Source organism: Allomuricauda sp. M10, assembly GCF_020782875.1.
Classification (GTDB): domain Bacteria; phylum Bacteroidota; class Bacteroidia; order Flavobacteriales; family Flavobacteriaceae; genus Flagellimonas.
On the sequence record NZ_JAJGBN010000001.1, the window covers coordinates 515,458 to 532,377 of the forward strand.

8 protein-coding genes and 1 tRNA gene are annotated in these 16,920 nt (G+C 43.9%); 6 read left to right on the top strand and 3 right to left on the bottom strand.

The features are described 5' to 3' along the window. Window positions 1-70: 70 nt before the first annotated feature. The 6 genes from LKX84_RS02485 to mobB all read left to right on the top strand — a co-directional run bounded on the left by LKX84_RS02485 (window position 71) and on the right by mobB (window position 12,874). Window positions 71-8,380, top strand: a complete 8,310-nt coding sequence (locus LKX84_RS02485) for a T9SS type B sorting domain-containing protein (protein WP_228235537.1) — start codon at window positions 71-73, stop codon at window positions 8,378-8,380. A 175-nt stretch (window positions 8,381-8,555) separates the two neighbouring features. Then, a complete protein-coding gene (locus LKX84_RS02490) occupies window positions 8,556-9,065 on the top strand; it encodes a nicotinate-nucleotide adenylyltransferase (protein WP_228235538.1) in 510 nt (169 codons plus the stop codon). 407 nt (window positions 9,066-9,472) lie between these two features. Continuing rightward, window positions 9,473-9,546: transfer RNA gene (locus LKX84_RS02495), tRNA-Pro, on the top strand. 217 nt (window positions 9,547-9,763) lie between these two features. Next, window positions 9,764-10,999, top strand: a complete 1,236-nt coding sequence (locus tag LKX84_RS02500) for a site-specific integrase (RefSeq protein WP_228235539.1) — start codon at window positions 9,764-9,766, stop codon at window positions 10,997-10,999. 262 nt (window positions 11,000-11,261) lie between these two features. Continuing rightward, window positions 11,262-11,846 carry a BfmA/BtgA family mobilization protein gene (locus LKX84_RS02505; protein WP_228235540.1) on the top strand — a complete coding sequence of 195 codons (585 nt, stop codon included), beginning with the start codon at window positions 11,262-11,264 and terminating at the stop codon, window positions 11,844-11,846. Between the two features lie 5 nt (window positions 11,847-11,851). After that, a complete protein-coding gene (mobB, locus tag LKX84_RS02510) occupies window positions 11,852-12,874 on the top strand; it encodes a MobB family relaxase (RefSeq protein WP_228235541.1) in 1,023 nt (340 codons plus the stop codon). A 171-nt stretch (window positions 12,875-13,045) separates the two neighbouring features. Here the strand turns inward: mobB and LKX84_RS02515 are convergent, their stop codons facing one another. The 3 genes from LKX84_RS02515 to LKX84_RS02525 are packed head-to-tail and all read right to left on the bottom strand — an operon-like array spanning window position 13,046 to window position 16,918. Continuing rightward, entirely contained in the window at window positions 13,046-13,558 is a 513-nt protein-coding gene (locus LKX84_RS02515; protein ID WP_228235542.1) for a hypothetical protein, read from the bottom strand. Next, on the bottom strand, window positions 13,542-14,720 hold the full coding sequence (locus tag LKX84_RS02520; protein WP_228235543.1) for a hypothetical protein: 1,179 nt from the start codon (window positions 14,718-14,720) through the stop codon (window positions 13,542-13,544). The genes LKX84_RS02515 and LKX84_RS02520 overlap by 17 nt, the downstream gene beginning before the upstream one ends. 26 nt (window positions 14,721-14,746) lie before the next feature. After that, window positions 14,747-16,918: a type II secretion system protein GspD gene (locus LKX84_RS02525; RefSeq protein ID WP_228235544.1), complete on the bottom strand. Its 2,172-nt coding sequence runs from the start codon at window positions 16,916-16,918 to the stop codon at window positions 14,747-14,749. Window positions 16,919-16,920: the final 2 nt, after the last annotated feature.

A 16,920-nucleotide genomic window follows, 5' to 3' on the forward strand; every position in this document is an offset into this window, starting at 1 on the left:
GAATAGATAATTACTTTATAGAATATTAAGGTCCCAAATCTGAAGTATTCTCTTAACAAGACTTAACCCTATGCTCCCACAGAAAACAAGGCATTTGCTATATGTCGTGTTGTTGGTGTTCATATCAATCTTCGGTTCCACGGTATTAGCAAAAACAGGTGTCAACGGGATACTGACCAAAATGGTGTCCTCTTTCGCCGAAACAGTTGCAGAAGAAAAAGCTCCGGTCATCGCTGCCGAAGTCACCAAGGAAACCAGTAACGATGTGTTCACTACAAGCACGACCATGTTTGCTACGATCATTATTGGCGCCAATGAAGAGGTGGTGTGCCCCAACGATGGGAGCACCTTGGCCAAATTCTTTTTGTGCGGGACCAGTGATGTCCGAACCATTTCCCTATCCCAATCCGGAAGTACCTACCAATGGCAGAAATTGGATCCCAACACTTGTGCTGCTACCGTGGTGGATGATTGTCCTACCATTAATGGAGCCTGTACATGGAACACTGTCGGAACCGGGTCTACCTATAACCTTTCCACGGCAGGTGAGTTCAGGGTTAGGGTCAATTCAGGGCAATATTACTATTTCAAGTCTTCATTGAACCCCTTGGATCCACAATTGATCAAGGAGGATATCATTTGTGGTAATCCAGGTAGGGTAGAGGTCACCAACGTACCCGCTGGGTACGAATACAGCTTGAACAGTCCATCTGGACCTTACCAAGATACTCCTTATTTTGACATTGCCTCCCCAGGGGACTATCGCGTTTATGTCCGTTTGAAAAATGTTTCCGCCAGTGCCTGTGTGTTTCCATCCAACTTGGTAACGGTAGGTGATTTGGATATCAATGTGGATGTTACTGCAAACGATATTTTATGTAGCGGGGAATTAGGTAGTATCGGCGTTCAGGTTTCTGGCGTTCCAGGTTTCTATACCTATCGATTGGTAAAAAATGGTGTGACCGTGGATACTTTTGGCCCAAATGGTGCCAGTAACTATACATTCGCCAATGTGAGTCCTGGTACTTACAGCATTCGAGTAGAAACCAACAATTGTTCTGAAACAGTTACCAATGATATTAATGGTGATCCCATCGTAATCGGTGGAGGAATAAGCCCATTGGCGGTTTCGGCTACGGCTTCCGATAGTTTTGGTTGTGGGGCCACTTCTGTGAATGTGAATTTGACTACTTCTGGAGGAACTGCACCCTATCGTTTTAGTGTGGATGGCGCTCCTTTTAGTTCAACTTATTCTGGTACCACTAGCTTTTCTGTAACTTCGGCTGGAACCTATTCTATTTTGGTTGAAGATGCCAACGGCTGTCAACGAAGTGCTTCGGTGGATGTACAGGATATTCCACCGCCCGTTTTCAATATTGTGGAGCAAGATGCCAATTGTGGTGGTGCCAATGATGGTAGGGTTACCGTTAACGTGACCAATGGATTTGGCTACGAAATTGAGTATAGTATCAACAATGGGGCTACTTTTCAGATAAGCAATGTGTTTTCCAACTTGGCTCCAGGTTCCTATAATGTGGTATTGAGGTATGAACAAGATTCTTTTACCTGTACTACTGCACCCCAATCGGCAACGATTGGTACACCTTCTACCATTACGGCCACAGCTACTCCAAATACAGTTCCTTCCTGTACCAATGAAACTGGTGGACAAATTACTATTTCCGGGGTATCCGGTGGAACGGCACCTTATGAATACAGTATAGGTTCCGGTTTTGGTACCAACCCGGTATTTCCAAATTTGGGTGTGGGAACCTACACGCCAATGGTACGTGATGCCAATGGTTGTGTACAGACCCTTCCTGATGTGGTGTTCAATACCTTGAACAAGCCTACGGACCTTGCTTTTAGCATTTCTAGTTTGAACTGTATCACCACCACGGCTTCTGTTGATGTTTTGGTAACCGGTGGAACAGGACCTTATACTTATGAAATTATCGCTCCAGCGCCTAGTGCCATCAACAATGGGAACAACAGTACCTTTACGGGATTGGGATTGGGCACTTATACCTTTAGGGTAACGGATAATGTGGGTTGCTCCTATGATGAAAATTATGCCATTACCGATATCAGCTCCATTGGAGTTGCCGCCCAACAGACCAAGGTGGTTACCTGTGTTGGTGATTCGGATGGTGAAGGACGATATTTGGTGGATGGATTTAATTCAACCTACAGCTATAGCATCGATGCTGGTCCAGTTTTCTCAGGGCAAAGCAGTGGTATTGTACCTTTAACTGGATTATCAGCGGGTAGTTATGTCATTTCCGTGACCGATGAAGAAACCAATTGTACCGATACAGCTACTTTGGTCATCGAAGAACCTTCAACTGCTTTTGCCATTTCTAGTTTGGATGTTACCGCCATGAGCTGCCAGAATGGAAATATTGGTGCCGTGCGCATCAGCACCGTTGGAGGCTGGGGAGGTAATCGCTATACCCTGATTCAACCCGATAGTTCCGTGCGTGGACCTAAAAATGGTAGCACATTCTCCAATCTTTCACAAGATGGAACCTATCAAGTTAGTGTAACCGATGCCAACGGATGTACGGTTACCGATAGTTTTACCTTGACCCGTTTGGATGCTCCAACCTTGACGCTTGACAATGGAGCTTCGGATTTCTGTTATGACAATTTTACGGCTTCTACTTTAGTAGTCAATGCTTCAGGTGGATTGGCGCCTTATCAATACCGAATCAATGGCGGCGCTTTGGGAGCAAGCAATAGCTTTTCTGGATTAACCCCAGGTACTTATACGATTGAAGTGGTGGATGCCAACGATTGTAGGGACACGGTTACGGCTACCATTGCACCTCAGGTTATTGCAAATGCTGTTACCATTCAAGAGTTGGATTGTGCGGGACCTCCCGGACAAATCCGGGTGAACATAAGTAATGGCTATACTTCTGGTGGCAATTATGATATTTATGAAGTAAGTATCAACGGGGCACCGTATACTTCGGACAATAACAATATTACAGGGACCTCCTTTGTGTACAGCATACCCAATGATGGCTCCATTATTTCGGACACCACATTCCAGTTTATGGTAAGGGATAGCCGCGGATGTACCACGGAATCCAATATTGTGACCATTTCACCGCCAGAGACCATTGCCGGTTCTGCTGTAGGAATCGATACCCAATGCGGGGATAATACCAGTGGTATCGTACAATTGATACCCGATACCACCCAAGGGGTACCTCCTTATGAATTTAGTAACGATAACGGAGCCACATTTGGAAGTCAAAACTTCTTTTCTGGTTATGGACCCGGTACCCATGGTGGTTTCGTGATCCGTGATAGTAGAGGGTGTGTGAGCCCAGAATATACCGTAACCATCGGGGCCAGTGATCCTTTGGATGCCACTGCGACCCCAACCAATGCCATTTGTTCTGCTGGGGCAGTGAACGGTTCCATTTCTACAACCATCAACAATGGAGTAGCACCGTTTGATTATATTTTATTGGATGTTGCCGGTAATTTGGTGGCTTCCTCCACAGGAACAGCAAGTACCACGGTGAACTTTCCAAATCTTCCTTTGGGCAATTATACCGTAGTGACAACTGATGCTTCAGGTTGCGAGGATCGTGACGAAGTGATCATCGATCAAAATCAGTTGGATTTGATTCCTTTGGATCCAGATCCTTCCATTTGTTCCGATACTTCCTTCCCCTACCGTGTACAAGCAACAGGAGGAACGGCACCGTACGAATTCAGATTGGTTGGTGAACCAACCTTTAATCCTGCTACTTCAGGAGGTGATACCTATGACTTTACCGGTCAGGTGGTTCCAGGTGTTACCTATTTTGTTGAAGTGAGGGATGCCAATGGCTGCACCTATATTGAAGAAATTGATCCTATTGGACCATCCAATCCAGTTGCGGTGGTTGCTACCACAACAGCGGCATCCTGTAATGTTTCGGGTAGTGGTTCCATCGATTTTGAAGTTAGTGGAATATCCGGAGCTGGGAATTTTACGCTCACTTTACAAAATACCGACACGGGCGCAACTGTTTCCGGACCTACTAGCTATACTGGCGAAACAATACCATATAATGGAACCTTTAACGGATTGGCCCCAGGTAATTACCAAATAGTGGTCCGCGATGATGTAAATGGTTGTAGCGGAAGTACCTTGGTATTCATCAGCTTTAGCTCGCCATCCATCACCATTGATAATTTTGTGGAAGCAACCTGTAATGCAGGAGCTTTGGTCACCGTAAGGGGATTCGGGGGAACGGCACCTTTCAATTATGCCTATGTACCTTCAGGAAGCCCTGCACCGACTGTTTTTGCAGCAGCAACCACTTTTGAAATTCCCGGTCCTTACCCTACGGATTATGATTTCTATGTTCAAGATGCCAACGGTTGTACGGCGCTGACCACATTGACCGTGACACAGGAAGCAGGTGTACCTAATCCCGTCATCGATGTGATAAACCAGTGTACCGCAACCAGTGGTTACCAAATTAATATGGTTTCTCCCTTATCCACCGGATCTGGGCTACCCGACGAAACATTCCAGTACAACATAGGTAGTGGATTCCAAACAGGGACCACTTTTATAGTACCCAATCCTGGAACCTATGTGATCACCGTTAGGGATGGTAATGGTTGTACCAATACGGTCACCGCCGAAGTATTCGATTTCTTTGCCATTTCTGCAGATGCTACTTCTTTCCCGACCTGTAATGCTGGGGATGGAGTGATCACCGTGAACACCACAGGTGGTAGTGGCAATTTTGAGTTTCAACTTAGGGATGCCGGTACTTTGGCCAATATTGGGCCTGCACAGAGCTCCAATATCTTCAATAGTGTATTGCCAGGGGATTACAATATTTTGGTTACGGACCTTAGTTCCAATACTTTCCCTTTGTGTTCCGATGAAGCCATTGTAAATGTATCCACAGTAAACAGCCCTGTGATCACGGCAACTCCAAGCAGCGATGTAACCTGTTTTGGAGCGGATAATGGAACCATTTCGGTTGAATTGCAACCAGGAAGCGATACGGATACCCCATTGAGCTACATTTTGTATGTTGGGTCTACATCAACTATCGTGGCCGGACCGCAAGGTTCTCCGGTTTTTGATGACCTTCCTCCTAATATATATCAAGTTGAGGTGGTATCGGACAGGGGTTGTACCGATCGTTCAAGTAACATTTTGATTGATGAGCCAACAGAGTTGATGGCCAATGCCGTGAACACCCAATTCAGTTGTAATCCGTCCAGTAACCAATTCAGTACGGCTACGATTACCATTTATACCGATACTAATGGGGATGGCTCGGGAGCTGCTACAGGAACTGGTCCTTACACCTATAGTATGAATGATGGTACCCCACAATTTGATGGTACCAACTTCCAGACGAGCAATACCTTTGAAGTCATTGACAATGGTACCAACCAGACCATTATTTTAACAGCAAGGGATCAAAATGGTTGTGAGGAAACGTCAACGGTGACAATCAACACGCCGACGGATATCACTTTCAGTTATAATGTGAACCAAATTACCTGTGATGCTTCGGGAACCGGCGTTGCCCCGGGTTCCATCGATATCATCATCAACGAAGGTCCTGGAAACTACGAAGTGGAAATCTTGCCTTTGGGCTCGGAACCTGCAAGAAGTTCCGGTGGTACCGATCGCGTTACTTGGGATATCGCTACCCCAGGGGATTACATTTTTGCCGTTACCGATGTGGGCAGTGGCGGATGTACCTATTTGACCACAACCATCAACATGCCCGAATATAACAACATCGAGGCTATCATTGCTGAAGTACAACCTGTTACCTGTTTCAACGGAAATGACGGGGTAATCAGTTTGCAGATCAACAATTATAGTGGCGTTTATAATTATGAGGTATTCAGCAGAAACAGTTCAGGAGTTGAAACTTCTACCGGTGTGACGGGTACTTTTGATACCAATGCGCCGATAAATACACCAGAATTAATCCCCAATGTGCCCGCAGGTAACCTTGTGGTACATATTGAAGCCGTAGCATCACCATTCTGTGATGAGATCAGTAATGTGGTAACCGTTAGATCTCCGGACAGAGCATTGACCGTGAGTGCTGTCCAAACTTCTCCGGTAACCTGTAATGTTCCTGGTTATGGAGAGATTACAGTTGCTGGTGACGGTGGTTGGGGAACCTATCAATACCAATTGATGGATTCTGTAGGGAATATATTGGTCGATTATCCAAATACCAATCCCGTGTTCGAAAACTTGTCGACTGATACCTATACCATCAATGTTAGGGATTTGAGGGGATGTGAATCTTCTACAAACATCAATTTACCATTGCCAACACCGATTGCTGCGGATATCCAAATCGTGCAACAATTGGCCTGTAACAATGATAACAACGGTATCATTGAAGCCTATAACGTGGGTGGAGGACAAGGTCCAGGCAATTATTTGTACCAGTTGAACCGAATTACTGATGGTACCAATAGTGGGCTTCAGACTATCCCAACATTTGCCAATTTGTCGGCAGGGGACTATACCATTACCATTTTTGATGGATGGAACTGTAGTTTTACCACCGTACCGATCACTGTTCAGGATCCTGAAATTGTGGTTGCGGAATTGGTGGAACTTCAACCTCCAGGTTGTGGGGATTTGGGTAGAATGGAACTTATGGTTACCAATCCGGAGCCAGGGGTGGATTACTTCTATCGCAGATCGGGTACTTCTGATTCCTTTATTCCCTTTGGGGCTGGAATGACCAGCGTGGAGATTGCTGCGGATATCACGTTGGATCCAGGTCCTTTCCAATATGATGTGCAAAATTCCAACGGTTGTCCTTTTGAAAGATCCAACCAGATTTCGTTGGATCCTGCCGCACCTTTGGTCATTGCCTTGGATTTGACCAACGCGACCATCAATTGTGCCGGGGAAGCAACAGGTATCATCCGTTCGGAAGCTTTTGGAGGTATTGGTAATTACATTTATACTTTGGTGAATTCGAACACATTACCACCCAATGCCTCAACCATTGTCAGACCAGCGCAAACTTCAGGTATTTTTAGGGAATTGAATCCAGGAACCTATTATGTATATGCAGAAAGTGGAGGATGTACCGCAATTTCCGATCCAATCGTCATCGACCCAAAACCACCTTTGGTATTGGAATATTTGGAAGCCGTACCTGTAATGTGTGCCGGTGATGCCAACGGACAGATTATTATTGAGGCCAGTGGAGGTACTGGGGCCATCCGATATTCCATTTCTGATAATTTGAGTGAGTTTTTTGAAGGAAACGACCCGAACAATCCCAATAGAAAAATCTTCAACGATTTGGCTCCCAGAACGTATGACATCATCATTCAAGATGATTTGGGCTGTACCATCACCAGAACCGTTGAGATAACCCAACCCATGGAATTGTTGGCAGGGGTAATTTCCACCACTCCGGAAACCTGTATGGGCGATGGTGACGGAACTATGACCCTTCAGGTGTCAGGCGGAACCGCGCCATATTACACTAGTGTTAACTCTGCGGAGGATGCCGATTTTGTGCAAAACGATACCATGTTCTTCGAGAATCTTCAAGGTGGTGAAACCTATGTGATTTTTGTAAGGGATGCCAATGGATGCCAGACCAATGTGGTGGCCGAAATAGGCATTGGTGTGGATATTGTGGCCGAACCTGTTGTGGAATATGGCTGCGAAGGAATCTTCCCGAATAGTACCACCACCATCAACATTGCGGATAGTTCGCAACTTTCAGATCTTCTCTTCTCTTTGGATGTGGATGATGTGGAAATGGCTACCGATCAGCGCGTGTTTGGAGATCTTCCTGCTGGCGAACATACCGTCTACATTTATCACGCCAACGGATGTGTAACGTTTGTGGAGTTCTCCATTGATGCATACGAACCATTGACTTTGGAAGCCATCAAAACAGGGCCAAATGAGGTGACCGCCATGGCCACGGGTGGATTTGGAGGCTATGAGTATTTCTTCCAAGGGGAATCCTACGGAGAAGTGAACGTGTTCAACATCAATGTCGATTCCAATATCAGCATCATGGTGCGAGACCAAAATGGTTGTGTGGCCAATCTGGTTATGCCGTTCAATTTTGAAGGGATGCCTACAATGCCGCCGTTCTTCACCCCGGATGGTGACAACCTTAACGATTATTGGTATCCAGGAAATAGGGAGTATTTCCCAGATATCGATGTGATTATCTATGACCGTTATGGCAGGGTAGTGGCGCGTTTGGATCAAGTGAAGAAATGGGATGGTAATTATGATGGAAAACCTTTGCCTACTGGGGATTACTGGTATGTGGTAAATGCCAACGACAGGGAAAAGCAAAGATTTGTGGGCCATTTCACCTTGTATCGTTGATAGAAGGCAGTTATGATAGGACAGTTGTCATTTTTTACCGTTTTTGCGCCAAGAATGCCATTGTAAACTGATTTAAATCATAGTATATCAGGTATTTGTGATGTAGTTTAGGTTGCTTGTGGATAATGGAGCTCTAATTTCCCTTTCGTAAGTATTTAACTTAAAAACAAAGATCATGAAAAAGCTATTGTTAGTTCTTTTTGTGATGGGAATTGTAGCGCCTATGCAATCTCAAATCATTAAGACAGAGGAATTGTCAGAGGTAATTGTGTATGCCACGAATTACAAGTATCTGAACAATATTGATACCAAGGAGGAGGCATCCATTCCTGTGGAAATGTTAAGACGTAAAGTAGCAGCTTTTGATGTTAAGGAATCTGGGTATTATCAAGATGATTACGATGTTTATAATATCGAATTCTACATTCCAGAAGGTAAGATCCTAGCTGCATATGACAAGGACGGAAAAATTATCCGTACTGCCGAAAGATTCAACAACATTAACCTGCCCAATTCTGTAAAAGAGGCCATTTTGGAAAGATTCCCAGGTTGGACCATCACCAAGGACACTTACATCACCACGTATTATGATAAGAAGGGTGTCACTAAAAAATACAAATTAAAATTGGAAAACGGGGACAAGGTGTTGCGGGTGAAAATGGATGAAACCGGTGAGTTTCTATAGCCGAATAGGTGAGGTTGATTATTATGAACCATAAGACAAACGAAACGAATGTAAATGATAAAGGTTGGGAGAAAATAGGCGCCCCAGCGTTATTCTTTAATATGGTAGGCATCAATTATGGTAAATAGAAATTTAAAAATTTATTGAATGGCCCAACGAGCTAGCTCATTGGGCCATATTTTTTTGGACCAGTTCCAAATCCAAGATTTTTTTGAGGAGAAGATTGAACTTACATAAGCGACAAAAGTTTTAAAAGGTCTGGATAGAAATCTCAACAAAATTTTTATTTTTGCAATCCGTTTTCGGGATGTGGTCCTTCGGCAAGATCAGGATAAACTGCACCACTGGTTACAGTTATTCTTGGGCAAGTTCAAAAGCCACGATCATCAGAAAACGAATTTAATAATCGGGATGTGGCGCAGTCTGGTAGCGTACACGCATGGGGTGCGTGTGGTCGCTGGTTCGAATCCAGTCATCCCGACGAACCACTAAATAGGTGGTATCAAAGCACTGTCAACTGACTGATTGACAGTGCTTTTTGTTTTTATTGCATTCAATTGAATTCATTTAAAACCATATAAAAGGTGTAGAGTTCGGTGAATGGTTCGGTACGTTCATTGTGCATAATTTAGATAGCGTTTGACGCTGTTCATGGGTGTTTTGCAAACCTGTTTTGTCAAACCCGAAAATTATGTACTATGCGCAATTCCAACACTTTAAAAGTACTTCTCTTCACGCGGGACATTTCAAATAATCCCCAAAAGTTGACCATTTATGCCCGTATTACCGTCAATGGGAAAAGGGCGGAAATCAGTTTGAAACGTTATACCTCAGTGAATGAATGGGATGAAAACAAAGGAAGGCTTCATGGCCTGACCCACAAGGCCCGTTTATTGAACAGCTATCTTGATGAGGTGTATGCCTCAATCATGGACACCCACAAGGTATTGTTGCGAGAAGAAAAGGTAATCACAGCCCAAGCCATTAAGGCCCGCTATCTAGGACAGGACGAGCAACATAATACCCTACTTGAACTTATCGAGTACCATAATAAAACCCAAAAGAGTGTACTTCGCTCGGGAACGATGAAGAACTATTATGGGACCAAAAAGTATCTACTACGTTTTTTGGAATCCAAATACAAACTCCCCGACATCCGATTGAAACAATTGAACTATAAGTTCATCACGGATTTTGAACACTATCTATTGAACGGCCCACAACTCCAAAAGGGAAAGAAATGTACCAATAATGGCGCTATGAAACACTTGGAGCGTTTAATGAAAATGGTCAAGCTGGGCGTTAAGTTGGAATGGTTGGACAAAGACCCTTTCATTAACTATAAGCTTAGATTTCATAAAACTGAACGAAGTTATCTTACTGAAAGGGAACTTAGGCGCATTGAAGAAACTGACTTCACTGGAGCAGGCTATGAAAAGGTCAAAGATGTATTCCTTTTCGCCTGTTATACTGGCCTATCCTATATCGATGTCCGGGAACTTGAAAAGAATCAACTTGTACTTGGTATTGATGGAAACCAATGGATCTATACCAAAAGGGAAAAAACATCAGAAAGTGTAAAACTTCCCCTATTGCCCAAAGCAAAAGAAATCATTGAAAAGTATTGGGACAGTCCAGAGACCGATACTAAAATACTACCTGTGCTCTCCAACCAGAAGACAAACAAATATCTAAAAGAGATTGCCAAGGCCTGTGGTATTTACAAGACCATATCCTTTCATTCAGCCAGGCACACTTTTGCAACAACGGTAACCCTTTCCAATGGAGTGCCGATAGAAACCGTTTCAAAAATGCTCGGCCATACCAAACTGTCCACTACCCAAATCTATGCCAGAGTATTGGAACATAAGATAGGAGAGGACATGCAAAACCTTATAGAACATATGCAGACCAAAAAAGCAGCCGAAGGATGATCAGGTTGTATTTATTCGGTCCCGCTTGCGGGACGAAGGAATAGCAAGAGGGTGATGCGCAGATTGCGCCATCACGGTTGTTTTCGGGTCTTCAACAAGTTGAAAACCAGTTAATTGAATGGGTTTTGGAATACTGTGCAAAAACAGGGGCTACAGTAGACTTTTCCCAAATCTACAGTAAACCCTTTGGGAAGCCCTGTAAGCACTGGAGATTTTTGACGAAAAAATTGACGCAATTTCACTAAAAAACAAAATCGTACCTATGGAAAAGCAATCAACAAACGGTAGAACAAAGAAAGGAAGCGGTGGTTATTCCAATATTACCATAAAGAAAGAAACGGCCACACGCTTTCGCAGCTATTCCAAAAAGTTCAACAAATCCCATAGTGAGGTATTGGATGGAATGATACAATACTTCAAGGAGAACAACCTTGACCCTTTTGGAGAGGGAACAAAGATTATCCTTGAAAGCATCAAAAAACTGGAGCGTCAGATGATGAAAAAATTTGATAGGCTCATCGCCATTATCAAGAACATGGAAAAGACAAGTATCCGGCCCACCTATGAAATGGTACTTATTCTTTACGAGGCCTATGTAAAGGATGGGAGGAAACCGAGACGGGAACCCGTCAAGATACAGGAAGAACGAATGGACTTTTTGGAGCCAAGGAATACCGTTCCGAAAACAGAGCACGATAGAATGCTGCAAGAATTCAATGAATATAGAAAGCATTGTAATAAAATCCTCAACAATGTGGAAAAGGTGGAGCCGATGTTGGGAAAGCCATATCTAAAGATCAATATGGGCACCGGGGATTTTGAAAGTTTGAAGTCTCAATTAAAATAGTGCCCATGTACCTTACCATCTCAGCACAGAAAATGGGCAGTACCTACAACTCCAGTGTAGGGAACTACGTGGACTATCTGGAAAAGGAAAACGAGGATAGATTACCCGAACCAAGGGAAGAATTCTTTGACCAAGAAAATGACAGCGTAAGCCCTGAAAAGGTGATGGAGGAAATCGATGCCAATACGGCCAAACTAAGGCAGAAAGATCCGAAGTTCTATTCCATTGTGGTCAGTCCCAATAAAAGGGAACTAAAGGCGATTGGCAATGACCCAAACATGCTCAGGGAATATACAAGGAAGCTCATGGAGGACTATGCCAAGAGTTTCCACAGGAACCAAGAGGTCAAGGCCGAGAACTTGAAATACTATGCCAAGATCGAACATGAACGCACCTATCGTGGCTTTGACAAACAGGTTCAGGAGAATGCACCTTACAGAGGTGAAATTGCTAGGCTCAGGAACGAGATACGGAAAGTGGAGCGGGGAGAGTCCATCGGCAATGTCAAAGAGCTTGAAAAGAGTATCGTAGAGCAAGAAAGATTGGCCCCACACAAACAGAACGGACAGTTAGTGGCCGCAGGGATGAAAAAGGAAGGGCCACAGACCCATATCCATATCATAGTAAGCAGAAGGGACATTACTAACACCTATACGCTTTCCCCTATGGCCAAGCACAAGGCATCCGAAGTGGAACTGAACGGAAAGACCGTCAAAAGAGGTTTTGATAGGGACAGCTTTTATCAAGCAGCAGAAAAGACCTTTGACAGGACAACAGGGTTCAAGAGGAACTATGTGGAATCCTATGTTGGGAGAAAGGCCCATGCCAAGGAACCGGGGAAGTTCTTTGCCAAGGTGATGGGATTGCCCACTAAGGAAAAGGACATGGCCTTTAAACTTCTTAAAACGATGGGCGTCAAAGCACCAAGTTTACCGACCAATAAAGTGCAAATGGCGGCCAAGATCATCAAGGCTCTTGGAAGGGGCATTGATAAGGCCAGAGGTGCAGGTGAGGACATGGGCTACTGAAAACCAAAAAGTAGGTTGCGCCCTATCGGGTTTTTGCTATACGCTTATCTACCGGAACACTACAAAAACCCGACAGGATCCATGCGCAAAAGTTGAGGGTAAGATTTGGGGTTATTTTTTTCTAATTTTAAACAGTTCGGTTCTAAGGAAGCTTGCAGTCATGGACCGGTTTCATTCAATTTGTTCCAAATGAAAGGTGGTCTGTAAATAGGTGTTTCTACTTTTGGGATCTTGTTGTTTTTCGAAGGAAATATGTGAGATGACACCATAGTTTCCCTGACCCTCTAGGCCATGGGCTACCTTGAGGATATCCGGAAAACCACCTTCCAATGTAAACTGGTAGGTCTTGGTGGTTATCGGACCATCAATGATTATATGGGGTACTTTGAAATCCAAAATCTTGATTCGATGTTCCATTCCTTGTTGGTTCAGGAAATGTAAAAGACTGTTTTGGAGGATGGTCGGTTCAAGATCCATTTGTTCGAACTGCAAATCGAGGGAGGATTCTTTTTCGGAAAGCTGATCCAATTCGTGGAACACGTTTTGGGCCAAAACCTTTTGTTCTTCTTGATTTTTTTGGTCTTTCCATAATTCAAATGTCTTGCTTATGGCAAGGAAATAACTAGCCACCAAAGTCAGTATGAATCCCAGTATCAGTATTTTATTTCTATTGTCCAGTCGCATCTAGGGCAATTTTTAGGAGGAAATGGTCCGTATTTGTAGTGGTATACTCGTATCCCTGGATTTCAACAGCTCCGATTCCATCCATTTGTTCTAGATTGGCCGTCCATTCCGAAAAGGCCATTTTATCCTTTGTGAAACCGGAAACCAAGATTTGACCTTTTTCCAATGATATTGGTTTTTTTTGCTGGATTGGTCGTAGCAAGGGTTGGTAGTCCAACACTTCCAGCAGGACCGTTTCCGGTATACTACTGCCGATTTGGTCCAAGAACTTGGTTACATGTGTGTTGTTAGATCCCAGAATGGAGGACAGTTTTTTTTCCTTATCCAAGACCCTGGCCTTTACTTTTTGTACAAGTTCGGCCTGTTGTTCCAAATCAATGGGGCCTTGTAGGTCCGTGCTTAGTGACCTGTAATGGGAAAATACCAGAAAATTAATGATCAAAATAGTCAGGATGGAACCAAGCCCCAAACATAGCCCCATTTTATAGAACCGCCCATTTTTAAACCTATTCGCCAATATGGAATTGATCCCTGACATGTTATGTTTTTCATTGGAGGGAAAAAGGAACCTTAAAATACTGGCAAAGCCTAAAAGGTGCACTTTTGGCAGCTCCAAGCCCTGAACATCCATTTTCTCTTTGTTAAGGACTGCAATATGTTTTAACGGTTGATTTTCATTGGTACCTTCTCCAAGAATGAAATTGGACCCTTGAATGGGAAGGCCATGAAAGGGAAGAACGAGCTCGATATCCGATATTCCCAAAGAAACGTGGGTTGGAAATATTCCATATCCTTCAAGTTCATCCAAAAGAGTATCCACAATGGTCTTTTTTGTTATGGAAACCATCCGGAAGGAATGGGAATCGAATACTTGATAGTAAAAAAGTTCCATATCCAAGTTTGGAAACGCCTGATGGACCGAATGATCAGGAGTTCCAGTTGCTTCCATTGGAGCCGCTTTGGTCAGTACCTTTCCAGTATTCAGAACAACTTGAAGTACATAGTTTTTTGCGATGCTCTTTGATAGCTCCTCGAATGAGACAAATGTCTTGGAGGACATTATATCCAGTTCACCTTTTTTGCGCCGTAAATGAAGTAGGGCAAAGTTGGTCTGACCATTTACCTCAAAGATTTCCAATCCCTGATAAGTATTGCCTTCCATGATATTTTTGACCCAGTTCTTCAAAATCAATAGATTACGGTGGGTTTGATCAATATGGTCAATTTTTGTTTGGTGTCCTCACGCTTACGTTGGCTAAAAAGCCATTTGATCACCGGTATCCTGGCCAACAGGGGAACACCGCTTCCAGAATCATTTTTGATCTTTTCCTCCAATCCACCCAAGATGGCAAGGTCCTGGTTCTGCATACGGATGATGGAGCTGAATTCCCTAGATGTCAATCCCGGCGGTGCATCCTCCTCAATGCGTTCCCCACTGAAATCGGATTGGATTACATTGATGTCCAAGGTTACCTGGCCATTACCGGAAACCAAGGGTTTGATACTTACACCCAGTTCAGCATCGATAGGCGCATAGTTCCTGATCTCGGAGGTGGTAGGTACTTGGGAGCCGAAAAAATTCTGGTTGGTGATCACGTAATAGGTGGTCTCCCCAATAGACAGATTGGCCCTATGTCCGTTAAGGGTTGAGAGCTTGGGAGTAGATCTAATTTTGATGTTTCCGTTCTCCTCGAGAGCTTTGATCGTGGCAAAGAATTCGGGCACCACTTTTCCAATGTTGAAGGATCCGAAACCGTCAAACCCACCAATCACTTTATTGACAGTTTTTGCACCCAAGGTAAGATCGGTTCCTGGGAATAGGCTGCCCTGTGTTTGTGCCGGTTCATCCCCGATGCCCCAACTGATACCCGTTTCCACGGTGGATGACCTACGTACCTCGATGATCATGACCTCGATCAGGACGACCGGTACCGGTTTGTCAATTTCGGTGATGAAACTTTTAAACCTCTCGATATTGGCGGAAGGGCCACTTACAAAAAAACTGTTGAGTTCAAAATCAACACGGATGTCCAGTTCCGATTTGATTTCATCAGGAAGTATACTGACCAATGCCTCGGCCGTATCCGTATAATTGCCAAACCCTTCATTTCTTGTATTGATGGTCCTTTGGTTGTTCAGGTTTTGTCCCCCGTTCAATCCATTGCCCTGTCCGTTACCATAATAATTGATGCTGCCTGCAGTTGTTCTTCCAGCGGTCCTGTATCCTCCGGAATAGGAGGACGGGTCGCTTAATAGTTCCACAGAACGATGCATCATTTGGATGATTTCAACTTTTCGGACACTGAGTTGGTCCGAGGTGCCAAAAAAATAGATATTGTTCTCTTTTTTGAAAGTAAAACCAGTACCTGCTATAGCATTGGCGTCATAGTTGGGATTGCTCTGTGGACCAGTTCGGGTCCTGCCATTTTGGGAAATGTCAGATACAAGGTTAGTGCTGCCTTTGAACTGTCCCTCGAAAATGAGTGACAAAAGATCGTCAAAGTAAATATGCTTGGCATTGAAGGTAACGGTCCCGGCCTCCTCCAAAGGCGTGGCCGTATAGATGTCCAGATGAAGATCCTGTCCCAAAGCCCCGATGATATTGGCGATCGGTGATTTATTGAAATCTACGTTCAGAATCATGTTCACTGTGTCCAGTACTTCATAATACATCCCTTTTTGGCCCAATTTAGGGTTGATTGCACCATCTTTGCTGTCCATGGCACTGAAGAGAAAGAAACCGTCCCTTGATTTGGAATGGGCAAGGCCATTGAGATCCGCAATTTTTTCCATGGCCAGATCAAACTCGACATTGTTCAAGTAAATGTTCAGGGGCCTACTTTTTAGGGAGTTGGCATATAATAGGTTTTTGCTGGATATATCCATGATCTTTCTAAAGACCTGTTCCAAGGGAATATCGTTGACATCAAGGGAAATGGCCTGATTTGAAGGGTCCATTTCTATTATAAATGATTTTTGTTCCGGTTCTGGCTGTGCTGGGACATATCTTTTGATGGATAGTATACTGCCGGTGAAATCGATGGTAAGGTTGTATTCCTTGCAGAGAAAAACAAGCAGGTCGGCAACCGTTACATTGGAGAAATTGTTGACAATATTGATGTTGGCGATATCATTGGCAACGCTAAGATTGAGGTTATGGACCTTGGAAACGGCAATCAAAAAGTTGGGAAGGGAGACGTTGGTCACATTGACCTCCAACTTAAGGGTTTCATTGTAGGCTGGATAATCAACAGATAAGACCTCCAAATGGTTCCTGATGTTTTGAATCCTGTCGCCGCTATATTGGGAAATTGCCCATTGTGCGAATAGAAGAAGTACAATGTATATGGTTTTTTTCATTG